This is a genomic window from Kitasatospora sp. NPDC001119, assembly GCF_053598475.1.
This window is the reverse complement of the sequence record NZ_JBSFKI010000008.1, coordinates 1-15,450: the sequence shown is the minus strand read 5'-3', so window position 1 is coordinate 15,450 and position 15,450 is coordinate 1. Positions and strand designations below refer to the sequence as shown.

General features: G+C 76.1%; 8 protein-coding genes and 1 pseudogene. 8 read left to right on the top strand and 1 reads right to left on the bottom strand.

Going from position 1 to position 15,450, the window contains the following annotated elements; all coding sequences use genetic code 11:
- Positions 1–386: 386 nt before the first annotated feature.
- The 6 genes from ACWDD9_RS11945 (at position 387) to ACWDD9_RS11920 (ending at position 13,333) form a co-directional block, all read left to right on the top strand.
- Complete coding sequence (locus ACWDD9_RS11945; protein ID WP_380778027.1) at positions 387–1,712, top strand: MFS transporter; 1,326 nt, start codon at positions 387–389, stop codon at positions 1,710–1,712.
- A gap of 124 nt (positions 1,713–1,836) precedes the next feature.
- Positions 1,837–3,174, top strand: coding sequence for a non-ribosomal peptide synthetase (locus tag ACWDD9_RS11940; RefSeq protein WP_449811507.1), 1,338 nt, complete (start codon positions 1,837–1,839; stop codon positions 3,172–3,174).
- A gap of 328 nt (positions 3,175–3,502) precedes the next feature.
- Positions 3,503–6,595 (top strand): non-ribosomal peptide synthetase, encoded by a 3,093-nt coding sequence (locus ACWDD9_RS11935; protein ID WP_449811506.1) that lies wholly within the window; start codon positions 3,503–3,505, stop codon positions 6,593–6,595.
- A gap of 54 nt (positions 6,596–6,649) precedes the next feature.
- Entirely contained in the window at positions 6,650–8,500 is a 1,851-nt protein-coding gene (locus tag ACWDD9_RS11930) for an amino acid adenylation domain-containing protein (protein ID WP_449811505.1), read from the top strand.
- A gap of 76 nt (positions 8,501–8,576) precedes the next feature.
- On the top strand, positions 8,577–10,502 hold the full coding sequence (locus ACWDD9_RS11925; RefSeq protein ID WP_449811646.1) for a non-ribosomal peptide synthetase: 1,926 nt from the start codon (positions 8,577–8,579) through the stop codon (positions 10,500–10,502).
- Positions 10,499–13,333, top strand: coding sequence for a condensation domain-containing protein (locus ACWDD9_RS11920; RefSeq protein ID WP_449811504.1), 2,835 nt, complete (start codon positions 10,499–10,501; stop codon positions 13,331–13,333). Before ACWDD9_RS11925 ends, ACWDD9_RS11920 begins: the two co-directional genes overlap by 4 nt.
- A gap of 56 nt (positions 13,334–13,389) precedes the next feature.
- On the opposite strand, the gene ACWDD9_RS11915 is transcribed toward ACWDD9_RS11920, so the two are convergent.
- Positions 13,390–13,872, bottom strand: coding sequence for a DUF7919 family protein (locus tag ACWDD9_RS11915; RefSeq protein ID WP_117493066.1), 483 nt, complete (start codon positions 13,870–13,872; stop codon positions 13,390–13,392).
- Positions 13,873–14,094: 222 nt separating this feature from the next.
- Between ACWDD9_RS11915 and ACWDD9_RS11910 the strand changes: the two genes are divergently transcribed.
- On the top strand, positions 14,095–14,928 hold the full coding sequence (locus ACWDD9_RS11910) for an NAD(P)H-binding protein (protein ID WP_449811503.1): 834 nt from the start codon (positions 14,095–14,097) through the stop codon (positions 14,926–14,928).
- Between the two features lie 336 nt (positions 14,929–15,264).
- A pseudogene (locus ACWDD9_RS11905) lies at positions 15,265–15,450 on the top strand (NmrA family transcriptional regulator); the annotation flags it as partial.

Here is a 15,450-nt window from a genome sequence, read left to right as displayed (position 1 = left end):
CGGTTCGCGCCGGGGGCGGCTCGTATCCGCCCTGTGATCCCCTTCTACGGCTCGCTTCGGTCACGCCGGTATCACGATGAGGTGACGGTAGGGCTGCACTCCATGGAATCCGGCCAAGTTGAGCGCCTCCGTCCGGTGGCCGGAAAGGTCCCGTCCGAATAGCGGACGTCGAAATGGACCGGCGGGCCCCGGGGTGATCAAGGTGCCCGTCGGGCCGCGCCGCCTTGGCCGAGGGGCGCCGTCGGCGGCGCGGCCGCGCGGGACGCGTCCATAAGGAGCGCGCAAGGGTCCGGCGGGCGAGTGGCGGGATTCGGCCGACCTGCGGTCCGTCCGGAAACGGACCCGGTGCTTGCCCGGTGTCGAAGGGGTGACCGAGAGTCGCACCAATGAACGAGAAGCCCAGCTCCCGCCAGGCCCGTCTGCTCGGCCACCGCGATTTCCGGCTCCTGCTGACCGGAGCCGCGGCGGCCCAGACGGGCACTCAGGTCACCCTGGTGGCCCTTCCCTTGGTGGCGGTGATGGTGCTCGACGCCACGCCGTTCGAAGTCGGCCTGCTGACCGCCGCCGAGACCGCCGCCTTCCTGCTCATCGGCCTCCCTGCGGGCGCCTGGCTGGACCGGATGCGCAAGCTGCCGGTGCTGATCAGGGCCGACGTGGTGCGCTGCCTGGCCGTGGGGTCGATCCCGCCGGCCGCCGCGCTCGGCGTGCTGACCATGCCGCAGCTCTACCTCGTGGCACTGGTCACCGGGGTGGCGACGGTGTTCTTCGACGTCGCCCACCAGTCCTTCCTGCCCGCCGTCCTGCCGCGCGAGCAACTGGTCGGCGGCAACGGAGCGTTGGAGACGGTCCGCTCCTCGGCGCAGATCGCCGGGCCGGGCCTCGGCGGCGGGCTGGTCCAACTGCTCGGGGCGCCGCTCGCCATCGTGGCCGACGCCTGCGGCTACCTCGTCTCCGCGCTGCTGCTCGGCCGGATCAAGGTCGAGGAGCAGCGACCGGAACCCGAGCCGGGGCGCTCGCTGCGCGCCGAGGTCGGGGAGGGCGTCCGGTTCGTGCTCGGCCACCCGCTGCTGCGGGCGATCGCGACCGCCACCGCCACGTCCAACCTGTTCTCCGCCGTGCTGACCGCCGTGCAGACGGTGTTCTGGGTACGGGTGCTCGACCTGTCGCCGGGCGCCATCGGCGTGCTGCTGTCGGTCTCCGCCCTCGGCGGACTGGCCGGCGCGCTGTGCGCCGGGCAGCTCGCCCGGTGGATCGGGCAGGCCCGGCTGATCTGGCTCTCCACGCTGGTGACGGCACCGTTCGCGATGCTGTGGCCGCTGTCCGGCGGCGGCGCGGGCGTGGTGCTGTTCGGCCTGGCCTCCGGGGTGGTGCTGTTCGGCGCGGTCGCCTACAACGTCGCCCAGGTCAGCTTCCGGCAGAGCCTCTGCCCGCCGGAGCTGCTCGGCCGGATGAACGCCACCATGCGCTTCCTGGTGTGGGGCACCTTGCCGATCGGCGCCCTGGTCGGCGGCGTGGTCGCCGACGCGGCCGGGCCGCGCGCCGCGCTCTGGGTCTGCGCCGTCGGCTTCCTGCTGGTGCCGCTGCCGCTGCTGCTCTCCCCGCTGCGGCGGATGCGCGAGCTGCCGGACCCGGACCGTACGGCGGGGCCGGGCGCGGGCGAGGGCGCGGACGTCAGCGAGGAGGAGAGCGCCGTGAGCCCGGGGGTGTCCTGACCCGCCTGCCCGTCTGCCCGCCTGCCCGTAGCAACCGGACCTGAGCAACGCCCCGATCGATCACCTCGACCGATCCCGACCGATCCCCGACCCGAGCCGCGACCGGAAACCGGAGACCGTTCCCGTGCACGCCAGCATCACAGCCGCCTACCTCGCCCGGTACCGCTCCGCCGCCGCCGAATCCCCGGTGGAGCTGCTCCCGCTGACCGGCGCCCAGCGACGGTTCCTGATCACCCGCCGGCTCACGCCGCAGAGCCGCAGCGACATCGTCCCGCTGATGTTCGCCTACCCGCGCGGCACCCTCGACCTGGAGCGGCTGGCCCGCGCCGCCACCGCGGTGGCCGCCCACCACCCGGCGCTGTGCGGAGGCTTCGCCACCGTGCGCGGCACACCCGTGCTGCGCGCCGGCGGCCCCTCCGCCGAGGCCGCCCGGATCCCCGTCGCCCCCGGCGGCACCGCCCGCGCCGCGCTGCGCGAGGCCCTGCTGGATTGGCCCGCCGACGGGCCCGCGCTGCGCCTGCTGGTGGCCGCGGACCCGGACGGGGAGCCGTCCGCGGACCCGTCCGGGGCCGAGGAACTGCTCGTCGTCGCACTGGACCACGCCGCCTGCGACGAGCAGTCGCTCGGGGTGCTCACCGCCGAGCTCAGCACCGCGTACGAGCAGGACGAGACTCCCGCGGCCGGGCCCACCCCCCAGGCGCTGGCCGACTACCGGCAGGCCGTCGAGCTGCAGTTGGACGCCGAGGACGCCGCCGGCGGCCCCGCCGCCCAGGCCTACTGGGGCCGCCGGCTGGGCGGCCTGACCGGGGCGGGCGGCAGCGCGGCCACGTCCACCGGCATGCTCACCGAGCGGCTGCCCGCCGCCGAGGGCGCCGCCCGCGGCGCCGTCTTCCCGGCCCTGCTGGACGCGGTCGGCTCGGCCCTGCACCGGCTGCACCGGACGGAGGGGCCCTCCCGGCCGGAGACCGGGGGAGGGGCGCTCGCGCTCGGCTACCCGTGGGGCGGACGGCCGGCGGGCGCTCCCGCCGCACTCGGCTGCTTCCTCAACACCCTGGTGCACCCGGCGACTCCGGGGCCGGTCGCGGACCTGGACGCGCTCGCGGACGCCTGGTGGGACGACCTGGACCAGGCCGGCACCCCCTTCGACGAGGTGGTCCGCGCCGCCCGCACCGCCGGGGCCCCGTGGTCGGGCGCCCTGGACGGCCTGCTCACCCTGGACGACCTGCACCGCCGCCCGCCGCTGGTGCTCGGCGGCACCCCCGGCCGGGAGACCCCCCTGGACGGGCGCCCGCTCGCCGCGCCGATGGCCGTCTCCGCCTCGCACGGCGACGACCTGCTGATCCGGCTGGCCTGGGACCGCGACCGCTTCCCCGAGGCCGACGCCCACGCGGCCTTCGACGACCTGCTTGCCGTGCTGCGGCACCACCTGCCCGCCCGGCCGAGCCCGGCACCGCAGGCCTGAACCCGCCTGCCCCGCAGGCCCGACACCGCACGTCCGAGACCGTACGTCCGAGACCGTACTTCCGACGCCGCCCGCCCGAGACCGTACGCCCGGAACCACCCGCCCGGGACCGTACGCCCGAGACCGCGGGCGCCGAACTCCCACCCAGGATCCCGAACGGCGGATCCGCCATGCCCGTCCGCGTCCGACACGCCCCCGGACGGGACCCCCGGGCCCCGGGCCGCACCTCACCCCGGTGCGGCCCGGCCACCGGCCGGTACGGGAACACCCCACGCCCGCTTCCGGCCACCGCAGTGCCGACACAGCCCACCACACAAGGGAATCGACGATGTTCGCACTCTCTCCGTCACAGGAGATCGTCTGGCTGCACGAGCAGATGCTGCCGGGCAGCCGCGCCTACAACTTCACCGCCGTCCTCGACCTGTGGGGCGCTCTCGACCGGGACGCGCTGCACACCGGCCTGGCGGCCGTGCTGGCCCACCACCCGGGCCTGCGGCTGGAGTTGGTGCCCAGCCCGGAGGGCCTGCCCGGCCAGCGGGTCGCCGAGGACTGCGAACCGGAGCTGCGCCACAGCGACTTCGCCGCCGAGCAGGACCCGGAGGCCGCCTTCCAGCGGCTGCTCGCCGCCGAGGCCGAGGAGCCGCTGGACACCGGCCGGGCGCCGGTGCTGCGCTGGCACCTGGTCCGGCTCGGCGAGGACCACCACCGGCTGATCCACGTCGAGCACCACCTCGTCCACGACGGCCACTCCTTCGCGATCCTGCTGCGCGACCTGTTCACCGTCTACCGCGCCACCGTCCTCGGCGAGCCGTACCAACTGCCCGTCGCCCCCTCGTACGAGGACCACGCCCGCGCCGCCGCCGACCTCCCCCGGGACCGCAGCCTCGACTTCTGGACCAGGGAGCTGGCCGACGCGCCGCGCGAGGTCACCCTGCCCGGGTTGGCCCGGCCGCGCGCCGAACGGCGCCACCACGGCGGCCAGTTGCGCCAGTCGATCGGCGCCGACCTGGCCGGGCGGCTGCGCGAGCGCAGCAAGGCGGACGGCCACACCCCGTTCAGCACCCTGCTCGCCCTGCTCGCCGAACTGCTGCGCCGGCACAGCGGCCACCGCGAGCTGGTGATCGGCACCGCCGTCGGCAACCGCCCGGAGGGCTTCGAGGGCACCGTCGGCATGTTCGTCAACACCGTCCCGCTGCGCCTGCGGCTCGACCCGACGGTCCCCGGCACCGAGGCCGTCGACGAGGTGACCGACGTCCTGCTGCGCGCGCTGCCCTACCAGGACCTGCCGGTCCAGGAGCTGACCCGCCGGCTCGGACTGCACACCAGCGGCGCCGACAACCCGCTGTTCAACGTGATGTTCAGCGCGCACGACGCGGCGCTGCCCGACGTCCAGGCACCCGGTCTCGAGGTCTCGCTGTACGAGGGCTTCAACACCGGCACCACCCGCTTCGACCTCGACCTGGTGCTGCTGCCCGACGACCGCCGGGTGGTCGGCGAGAAGCACGGCGCCGCCGGGATGACCCTGGTCTGGGACTACGACGCCGACCTGTTCCGCGAGTCCGACGCGGTGCTGCTGTCCGAGCGGCTGCTGGAGCTGCTGCGCTGCTACCTGGACCGCCCGCAGACGCCGATCGCCGACCTGGCCCCCGCACCCGAGGCCGCGCAGGCCGCCCCGGTCGCCGCGGTCACCCCCGCCGTGCTCGACCCGGCCGCCGCCCACGACCCGGCATCGCTCGCCCTGCTGGCCGGCACCGAGCGGATCAGCTACGGCGAACTCGACCGCCGGGTCGCCGAGTTGGTCGAGCGAATGAGCGCCGCCGGCGTCACCCCCGGCCAGCCGGTCGCCGCCGTGCTGCCGCGCGGCGCGGACAGCGTGGTCGCGCTGCTCGCCTGCCTGCGCCACGGCGCCGTGTACGCGCCGCTGTCCACCGAGGACCCGGCCGCCCGGCTCGGGCTGCTGCTGGAGCGGCTGAGCCCGGCGCTCGTCCTCACCACCCGGCAGAGCGCGTCGGCACTGCCGGAGGAGGGCGTCACCCCGGCGCTGCTGGACGGTCCCGAATTCCCGAAGGCCGAGCCCGCCGCCGTGCTGGACGGCGCCGCGTACGTGATCCACACCTCCGGCTCCACCGGCGTCCCCAAGCCCGTCCTGGTCGGCCGCGAGGCCCTCGCCGGGTACGTCGCCGCGATCGTCGACCGCTACCGCCTCACCTCCGCCGACCGGGCGCTGCTGTTCGCCCGGCCGTCCTTCGACGTGGCCCTGGAGGAGGTGCTGCCCGCCCTCGCGGCCGGCGCCGCCCTCGTCGTGCCGCAGCGCGAGGTGCCCACCGGGCCCGAGCTGGTCGCCGTGCTGGCCGCCCGCGGCGTGACCGTCGCCAACCTGCCGACCAGCTACCTGCTCGCCGTCCGCGAGGACCTGCGTGCGGCGCTGGACGACGGCCGCTGGGCGCCCCGGCTGCTGGTGCTCGGCGGCGAGCGGCTGCCCGCCCGGGCGCTGACCGGCCTGACCGGGGCCACCACCGTGCTGAACGCCTACGGCGTCACCGAGGCCACCGTCACCTCCACCGTGTACGAGATCACCGACGCCGACGTCGCCGAGGACGGCGAGATCCCGCTCGGCGCCGAACTCGACGGCGTGAGCGTCCACGTCCTGGACGACACCCTGCGCCCGCTCGCCCCCGGCTGCGTCGGCGAACTCGTCGTCAGTGGCGGTCTGTTGGCCGAGGGCTACCTCGGCCTGCCGGAGCCCACCGCGGCCCGCTTCACGACCGTCCCCGCGCTTGGCGGCGCCCGGGTGTACCGCACCGGCGACCGCGGCTACCGCGACCTGGACGGGCGGCTGTGCTTCCTCGGCCGCGCCGACAACCAGGTCAAGCTGCGCGGCCACCGGATCGAGCTGGAGGAGATCGAGGCCGCCGCCTCCGCCGAACTCGGCGGCCGCTCCTGCGCGGTGCTGCTGCACACCGACCCGCGGACCGGCCCCCGCCTGGTCGGCTTCCTGGAGGGCGCCGACCGCCCCGACCAGGCCGCCCTGCACGAGGCGCTCGCCCGCCGGCTGCCCGGCGGACTCGTCCCGGCCAGCTGGACGGCCGTCGCCGCGATGCCGACCCTGCCCGGCGGCAAGCCCGACCGCGCCGCCCTCGCCCGCCTGGTGGAGCACGCCCCGGAGCCGCAGGAGGACGCGCCGGGCGAGTTCGCCGACCCCGGCCAGCAGCTGATCGCCGCCGCCTGGCGCGAGGTGCTCGGCCACGACCGGTTCACCGCGGACTCGCACTTCTTCGAGGTCGGCGGCCACTCGCTGCTCGCCGCCCAACTCGCCGCGTACCTGGAGCCCCACCTCGGCAGCCGCCCGCCGCTGCGCACCCTGTTCCGCCACGCCGTGCTGGCCGACCAGGCCCGCGCCCTCGCCGCGGATGCCAAGTGAACGCGCCTTCCAAGGCATCGAACTGACGGCCCGTCACTTTCTGTGGAGATGATGATGGAACACCTTGGCACGGAACTCCGGAGCACGGACACTCTGAGCGCGGACGACCCGGGTACGGGCAGTCTGAGCATCGGCTGCGGCCGCCCGCACCAGGACGGCGCGGTGCTCGACCTGTTCACCGCCTGGGCGCACCGCACCCCCGACGCCCCCGCCCTGATCGACGGCGAGCAGGTCTACAGCTACGCCGAACTCGACCGCCTCGCCGACACCGTGGCCGAGGCGCTGCGCGGCAGGGTCGGCCCCGGCGACCTGCTCGGCGTCTGCCTCGCCCACTCGGTCTCGCTGGTCGCCGTCACCCTGGCCGCCGCCAAGCTGGGCGCCGTCCACCTGCCGCTCGGCCCGCGCCCCGGCGAGCGCCGGCTGCGCGCCGTCGCCGAGCAGCTGCGCCCGGCCTGCCTGGTCGGCGAGCCGGACCTGCTGCCGCCCGGCGGCGAGCGGCTGCCGCTGGACCTGCCCACCGCCGGCGTGGTGGCCGCCCTGACCACCGGCGGGCAGGTGCGCGTCCCGGTCGGCACCCACTACGCGGTGCTCACCTCCGGTTCCACCGGCACCCCGAAGGCCGTCGCCGTCACCGAGCCCGCGCTCGGCGCGCTGCTGCAGTGGTACCGCGGGGCGACCGGCCTCGGCCCCGGGGAGCGGCACAGCCTGCTGATCGGCGTCGCCTTCGACCCGCACGTGCAGGAGCTGTGGGCCGGCCTCACCTCCGGCGCAGCCCTGGTCGTCGCCCCCGAGGCGGTCCGCTGGGACACCGGCGCGCTCACCGACTGGTGGCGCGAGGCCGGCATCACCGTGTCCATCCTGCCCACCCCGCTGGCCGAGCCCGTCCTCGGCCGGCCCTGGCCCGCCGGGCTGGCGCTGCGCCACCTGGTGATCGGCGGCGACCGGCTGCGCCGCGCCCCCGGGCCCGACGTCACCGCGACCGTCCACAACGCCTACGGCCCCGCCGAGGCCACCGTCACCACCACCATGCACACCATGGCCCCCGGCGGGGACCACGGCGCCGGCGCCCCGCCGATCGGCCTGCCGATCGACGGCGTCGTCGTCCTGGTCACCGACGAGGACGGCCGCCCGGTACCGCGCGGCACGGCCGGCGAGCTGCGGATCGGCGGCCGCGGCCTGGCCGCCGGGTACCTCGACCCCGAGCTGACCGCCCGCCGCTTCGTCGACGCGCCCGCCGGCGTGGTCGGCACCGACCGGGTCTACCGCACCGGCGACCGGGTGGTGATGCGGCCGGACGGCGTACTGGAGTTCCACGGCCGCCTCGACGACCAGGTCAAGGTCAGCGGCGTGCGGATCGAACCCGCCGAGGTCGAGGCCGCCTTCGAGCGCGACCCGCAGGTGCGCCGGGCGGTGGTCGCCGCCGAACAGGCGCCGACCGGCGGGGTCCGACTGCTGGCCTTCGTCCACGCCGAGGACGGCGCCGACCCGGCGGCGCTGCTCGACTCCGTCCGGCCCTGGCTGCCCGAGCAGGCCGTGCCCTCCGCCGTCCACCTGGTGGAGCGCTTCCCGCTGGACGCCAACGGCAAGGTGGACCGCCAGGCCCTGCTGGCCGACGTGGCGGTGCCGGACGCGGTCGTGGCGGACGCGGTGGAGGAAGGGTGCGGCCCGGTCGAGCAGACCGTGCTGAAGCTCTGCCGCGAGCTGATCGGCCGCGCCGACCTCGGTCCCGAGGACAACTTCCTGGCCGCGGGCGGCAATTCGCTCGCCGCCGCGAGACTGCTGGAGGCCCTGGAGAACGAGTACGGCGTCCGGCTGCGCGCCCCCCTGGTGCTGCGCCAGCCCGACCTGCGGGCCGTCGCCCGGCTGATCGAGGAACGGGTGGCCGATCTGGCCGCGACCGCCTGACCCCGTCCGAACCTCCTCAGCGGGGCGCCCCGGCCCACCCGGCCGGGGCGCCCGGAAGGGAACCACCGTGACCACCATGTCCTCGCCCGCCGCGGCCCGGTCTGCTGTGACCGACCCGCCGGCCCTGCCCACCCTGACCGATCTGCCCGCCCTGGTCGCCCGGCAGGCCGAGAGCCGCCCCGACGCGCTCGCCGTGACCGACGGCTCCACCGTCCTCACCTACCGCGAACTCGTCGACGCCGCAGGCCGGTTGGCCGCCGTCCTGGCCGCCCGGGGGATCGGCCCCGGCAGCGCCGTCGGCCTGCTGTGCGCCCGCTCGACCCGGTACGTCGTCGCCCAGCTCGCCGTCTGGCGGGCCGGCGCCCTGGCCGTCCCGATCGACCCGGCCTACCCGCGCCCGCGGATCGCCGAACTGACCGCCGACGCGGACCTCCGGCTCGTCCTCGGCGACAAGGGGCTGCTCGCCGAGGCCGGGCTCCCCGAGGAGCTCACCCTGGTGCTGACCGAGCGCGGCACCGAGGCCACCGACGGCACGGCGCCCGACGCCGCCGACCCGGCCGCGCCCGCCCTGCTCTACTACACCTCCGGCTCCACCGGCCGCCCCAAGGGCGTCCTCGTCCCGCACCGCGCCGTCGCCGACCTGGTCACCGCCGAGGACGCGGTCGTCCTCGGCCCGCGCGACCGGGTGCTCTTCCACTCCACCGTCTCCTTCGACGGCGCCACCTTCGAACTGTGGGCCCCGCTCGCCCGCGGCGCCGCCGTGGCCGTCTCCCCGAGCGAGCGGCCCAGCGCCGAGGACCTGGTCCGCGACGTCGAGAGCTTCGGCGTCACCACCGTCTTCCTCACCACCGCGCTCTTCCACCACCTGGTCGCCCGGCGCTCCCGGATCTTCGGCGTGCTGCGCACCCTGGTCGTCGGCGGCGAGGCGATCTCCGCCGAGCACGCGGGCGCCGTGCTGCGGGCCTTCCCCTGGCTCGAACTGGTCAACGGGTACGGGCCGACCGAGGCCACCACCTTCACCACCGTCCACCGGGTCACCCCGGCCGACTGCGCCGGCGCCGTCCCGATCGGCCGGACCTTCGGAGGCGCCCGCGCCTACGTCCTGGACGAGGGCCTCGCGCCGGTGGCGCCGGGCGCCGTCGGCGAACTGTGGATCGCCGGCGACCGGCTGGCCCTCGGCTACCTCGACCGGCCGGAGCTGACCGCCGAGCGCTTCCGTGAACTGCCGGGCATCGGACGCGCCTACCGCAGCGGCGACCGGGTCGCCCAACTGCCGGACGGCTCCCTGGAGTACCACGGGCGCACCGACGACCAGGTCAAGGTACGGGGCTACCGGATCGAACCCGGCGAGGTCGAGCACGCGCTGCTCCAGCTGCCCGAGGTCGCCGAGGCGGCGGTCGTGGTCCGCCGGGCCGGGCAGCCCGACGCCGCGCTCACCGCCTGCCTGGTGCTCGCCGAGGGCGCCCGCCCGGCCGTCGAGGCGCTGCGCGCCCGGCTGGCCGAGCAGCTGCCCGCCCACCTGGTGCCCACCGCCTGGACCGTGCTCGCCGCGCTGCCGCTGACCGGCAGCGGGAAGGTGGACCGGCGGGCACTGGCCGCCGACGAGCGGACCGGGGCGCACCCGGCCGGGGACGAGACGGCCGTCGACGGGGCGGCCGACACGCACCCGCCTGTGAACGAGGGAGCCGACGCGCACCCGGCCGGAGGCGGGCCGACCGGGGCACACCCGGCCACCGGCGCCGGGCTCGGCCCGATCCAGCAGGTCGTCGCCGAGGCGTGGAGCCGGGCCCTGGAACGCCCGATCACCGACCCGGCCGCCGACTTCCTCGCCGAGGGCGGCCACTCGCTGCTCGCCATGTGGGTGGTGGACGACCTGCGCGAGGACCTCGGGGTCGAGCTGTCGCTCGCCGACTTCCTCGCCCACCCGACCGTCGCCGCCCAGGCCGACCTGCTGGAACGCGCCCTGCGGGCCGCCGACGACACCCCCGGAGCCGACCGATGAGCACCGTCGACCAGACCGACCTGCTGCGCCGCGCCCGCGACCGCCGCACCGCCACCGCCCCCGCCCGACCCGTCGCGCCCGGCGGCCCGGCCGTACCCGCCGAGCCGGCCCCGCTCTCGCACGCCCAGCAGCGGATGTGGCTGATGGACCACCTCGGCCAGGGCGGCGCCCTCTACAACGTGCCGATCGCCACCCGGCTGCGCGGCCCGCTCGACCAGGCCGCCCTCGCCGCCGCGATCACCGGCCTGACCGAGCGGCACGCCGTCCTGCGCACCCGCTACCCGCGCCGGGGCGACCAGCCCTACCAGCAGACCGACCCGGTCGCCCCGGTGCCGCTGCCGGTGCTGGACGCCACCGGCCCCGAGCAGCTCCTCGCCGAGGCCGCCCGCCCGTTCGACCTCGCCGCCGGCCCGGTGCTGCGCGCCCTGCTGCTGCGGCACCGTCCCGAGGACCACACACTGCTGCTGACGATCCATCACATCGCGGTGGACGGCGGCTCGCTGCCGTTCATCGCCTCGGACATCGCCGCGCTGTACCGCGCCGAATGCGAGGGGGTTCCGGCCCAACTCCCGTCGGTGGCCCCCTCGTACGCCGACTACGCCCGCCAGGAGCGAGCCCGGGAGGCCGAGTTGACGGCCGCCGCCGACACCCTCGCGGCCGGCCTGTCCGGAGCCCGACCGCTGTCGCTGCTGCGGCCCGTCCCACCCGGCGCCCGCGAGCGCCGCGCCGCCCTGCACACCGCCCCGGTGGACCCCGCCGTGGTGGAAGGGCTGCGCGTCCTCGGCGCGCGGCACGGCGCCACGCTGTACACCGTCGTGCTGGCCGCCGCGTTCGCCGTGCTGCGCACCGCCTCCGGGCAGGACGACCTCGTCCTCGGCTGCGCCAGCGGCCACCGCGCGCGGCCCGAGTTCCGCCGGACCGTCGGCCTCGCCGTCAACACCCTCGCCGTGCGGACGAATCCGTCCGGAGACCCGTCGTTCGCCGAACTGCTCGGTCTCGTCCGCACCGCCCTGCTCGACGCCCAGCAGCACCACGAGGTGCCGTTCGACCTCGTGGTCGAGCGGCTCGGCGCGGCCTCGCGCGGGGCGGACGGCACCCCGCTGCTCTCGGTCAGCTGCGACCTGCTCCGGATCGCCGACCCGCTGGTGCTGCCCGGCCTCGACACCGAGAACGTCGAACTCGACCTGGGACTGGCCAAGTTCGGCCTCACCCTGCTGCTGGAGGACGGCCCGCGGCCGCGCGTCCTGGTCCAGCACGACCGGGACGCGCTGGACGCGACCACCGCCGCCCGGCTCACCGACGCCTTCGCCGTGCTGCTCACCGCCGTGGCCGGCAACCCGGACCTGGCGCTGTCCGCACTGCCCGGCGAGCGGCTGGCCGCCGCCGAACACCCGGTGGTGGCTGCCCTCACGGCCGATCCCGCGGTGGTCGAGGCGGCCGTCGTCGAGCACCCCGACGGCCCGCCGCTCGCCTACGCGGTGGTGCGCGGGCCCGTCGCGCCGACCGGCAGCGCCCTGCGGGCCGCCCTGCGCGGGCGCCTGCCGGCCGCCGAACTGCCGCGCGCGGTCACCCTGGTGGACCGGCTGCCCCGCCTCCCCGACGGCACCCCGGACCGCGACCGGCTGCCCGGCGCGGGCCCGCTGCCCGGCACCGCCCTGCTGAAGGGCGACCCGCTGGAGGGCGGCCCGCTGGACGTCGTCCGGCAGGCGTTCGGCGAACTGCTCAGCGCGACCCCGACCGCCGACGGCGACTTCTTCGCCCTCGGCGGCCACTCCCTCATCGCCGTCCAGCTCGCCGAACGCCTGCGCACCCGCACCGGGCTGCCGCTCACCGGCCTCGACATCCTGGAGCAGCGCACCCCGCGCGCCCTCGCCGCCCTGCTCGCCACCCGCGCGGACGAGCGCAGCGCCGCCCTCGCCCAGGCCGGCGCCCGCCCGCGGACCACCGGTGCCCGCACCGGCACCGTCCTGCTCACCGGCGCCACCGGAGGGGTCGGCGCGGCCGTGCTCCAGGAGCTGATGGCCCAGGGCCGGCCGGTCCGGGTGCTGGTCCGGCCCGAGTCCGCGCACCTGCCCGCGCTGAACGGCGCCGAGGTCGCGGAGGGAGACCTCGGCGACCTCGACAGCCTGCGCCGGGCCGTCGAAGGCGTCGACGCCGTCATCCACTCCGCCTGCACCTTCACCGACCACGCCACCGACCTCGCCGCGATGCGCGCGCTGGTCGACGGCTGGCGGGGCGGCCCGTTCGTCTTCGTCAGCAGCATCGACGCGTACGGCCGCCCGCCGGGCACCGAGGTCCCCGAGGGCGGCCCCAGCGGTGCGCCGGTCACCCCGTACGGGCAGGCCAAGCTGGACAGCGAGCGGATCCTCTTCGAGGCCGCCACCGGCCGCGGCCAGGCCGTCGCCGTCCGCGCCCCGATCGTCTGGGGCCCGCACCACCGCCTGCGCGACCAGCTCCGCTGGGGCTCCACCGGCGCCCTCTACCAGGCCGCCCTGGCCGGACACCCGATCGGCCTCCCCTCCGACGACGAGTGGTACGGCGCGTCCTGGGTGCACGCCGCAGCCCTGGCCCGCGCCCTCACCGCCTGCCTCACCCCCGACCACCCCGCCGCCGGCCGGGTCGTCAACGCGGTCAGCGGACACGTCTCCTGGCCCGAGTTCACCGCCGAACTGGTCCGCCTGCTCGGCTCCGACAGCCCCATCACCACCGCCCCCGACGCCGACGAGGACCTCCGCCGCCCCTGGCACTACCGCGCGGACACCCTGGCCGCTCCCCTCGCCCCCGAACCCGGCGAGGACTGGCGCAGCGTCCTGGCGGCCATGGTCCGCTGAGCCCCCGCCGCGGGCGGAGGAGTCCGGCAATCCGGCCTCCTCCGCCCGCGGCGCTGCTACTCCAGCAGCCACTCGACCCCTTCCTCCGGCACCCACGGGAAGGGCACCTCGGGCCACTGTGCCGCCGCCCAGGCGTCGAGGTCGACCGCCATGACGGCGTCGATGAACTCGGTCGGCGGCCGGTAGTCGTGCGCGGTGATGTAGTGGGTGATCAGGAACGGTGCCGCATAGGCGATCGGCGGCGCGCCCGGGATCCGGATCTCGCCGTTGCCCTCCGGGTACTCGTCGCCCGGCGGGCACAGGTCGCAGTCGTGCAGCCCGAGGCAGACGTTCATCCACTGCACCTGTTGGACGGCCCTCAGCTTCGCCGTGAACTCGGCGGGCACCGTCCCGGTCGGATAGGGCTGGCCGGCCTCCAGCCAGCCGACGTTCAACCGGGTGTAGGCGGGGCGGTACCAGAGGGCGCGGAACCCGGGCTCCGGCTCGTCGAAATAGTCCTTGGCGTTGTAGGTGTACTCGGTCAGATCTTCGTAGAACACCGAGGCATCATGCCCGACCGGTCTCGTCCGCCCCCTACCGGACCTGCCGTAGCCGGGCCGTGGCGACATCGCGGGTGCGCCGTGCGCGGTCGCGTTCGGTGGGCAGGCTCAGGACCTCGCACGGCTGCTGCCGGGTGCCTCCTCGGCGATCTGCTTGACCTCAAGCCCGCTTGAATTCCTAGCCTTCCCTCCGACCAGTCGTCAGATGACAGGAGAAGGCGGATGATTCTTGTGACCGGAGCCACCGGGAACATCGGACGCGCCCTGCTGGAGGACCTGCGGGCGCACGGAGCGGGTCCCCTCCGAGCCCTCACCCGTGACGCCGCCCGGGCCGGGTTCCCCGAGGGGGTGGAGGTGCGCGAAGGCGACTTCGCCGACCCGGACGCCCTGGCGTCCGCCCTCGACGGGGTGCGCTCGCTGTTCCTGGTGTCGCGGATCGGCTCCGACGCCGAGATCCTCGCCGCCGCCCGCCGGGCGGGTGTCGAGCACGTGGTGCTGGTGTCGTCCATCACCGTCCAGACGCATCCGCACCTGGGCCCCGCCCGTGAGAACGCCGCCGTCGAGCGGTTGCTCACGGACAGCGGCATGGCGTGGACGGTGCTCCGGCCGACGCAGTTCGCCTCGAACGCCCTGTGGTGGGCGCCGGCGATCCGCGAGCGCCGGACGGTCCGCGTGCCGTACGCGGACACGGGGCTGCCTACCGTCCACCCCGCGGACATCGCGGCGGTGGCGCGCGTGGCGCTCACCGAACCCGGCCACCGGGGACGGACCTACGCGCTGACCGGCCCGCGGCTGGTGACTGCCCGGCAGCAGCTGGAGGCCGTCGCGGCGGCCCTGGGGCGGGAGGTGCCCGTCGCGGAGACCGGCCGCGCGGAGGCCCACCGGGAACTGTCCGCGCTCCTGGGGGCCGAGGCCGCGGACGCGGTGCTGGACGTGACGGGCGGCGACGTCAACGACGAGCTGCTGGAGGTGCGCGACACCGTCGAAACGGTCACCGGATCCCCCGCCAGGCCCTTCCACCGCTGGGTCTCCGAGAACATCGCCGCCTTCCGCTGAGCCGCCTCCCCGGCCTCGCCCCTGCCCGGCACCGGGTGCTCAACCCATGGCCACCACCCGGGCCCACTCCGGCGGAGTGTCCGGCCGGATGCTCAAGGGCTGCTGGAGGAGGGGTCGAGACGGGTGGTTCGTGGGGGCTTGGGTGTGTTCTGGTGGAGGGCGGAGGGGGCGCGGCGGGGGTGTAGACGCTCGCGCATGGAACTGAGTGCGGAGGCTATGGTTCGCCGGCCCGGAGTGGCCTTGACTGGTGAGCACAAGGACGGACGCGCAGGGTTCACGAACACCGGCGGGTCCGCCGATCCGAACAGGCTCCTACTCCGAGTGAGGGTGTGTGTGATGGCTGGTGTGGTGGATCTCGCGGTCGAGTCCGGTGTCGTGCTGGTGGTCGGTGGGACGGGGAAGACGGGTCGTCGGGTGGCGGACCGGTTGACGGCCCTGGGGTACGGGGTGCGGGTGGGGTCGCGTTCGGGTGCGGTGCCGTTCGACTGGCACGACGAGGGGACGTGGGAGGGGGCGTTGGAG